At 71.9% G+C, this 430-nt stretch carries 1 protein-coding gene; it reads left to right on the top strand.

Translation table 11 applies throughout. The annotated features are described in order from the left end of the window. A partial coding sequence (locus TN53_RS42505) for a LacI family DNA-binding transcriptional regulator (RefSeq protein ID WP_046264268.1) occupies positions 1 to 426 on the top strand: 426 nt, incomplete at its 5' end. Positions 427 to 430 lie beyond the last annotated feature (4 nt).

Raw genomic sequence — 430 nt, 5'->3', positions numbered from 1 at the left:
AGGCTGGACGGATACCGCTCCGCGATCCAGGCCGCCGGCCTGCCGGCCGATGCGGAACTCATCGTGCACGCGCTCCTCACCCCGGAGGGCGGGAGCGCGGCAGCACGTTCCCTGCTGGCCCTGCCTGGCCGGCCGACAGCGATCTTCACCGCCAACGACCTTCAGGCGCTTGGCGTCTACCAGGCGGGTCGCGAGGCGGGACTGCGGATCCCCGAGGACCTCAGTGTGGTCGGCTTCGACGATCTGCCCGTGGTGGCGTGGGTGGATCCGCCGCTGACCACGGTGCATCAGCCGCTCACCGAAATGGCCTCGGCGGCAACAGAGTTGGCGCTCGCCCTCGGCCGCGGCGAGGACTCCGCGCAGGCCCGGCTGGAGATCGGGACGACTCTCACCGTCCGCGCCAGCACCGCGCCGCCGAAGATCTGACCCG

It is taken from the genome of Streptomyces sp. WM6386 (assembly GCF_000972385.1).
Classification (GTDB): Bacteria; Actinomycetota; Actinomycetes; order Streptomycetales; family Streptomycetaceae; genus Streptomyces.
Note: the sequence above shows the minus strand (reverse complement) of the source record. Positions and strands in the feature narration are given on the sequence as shown.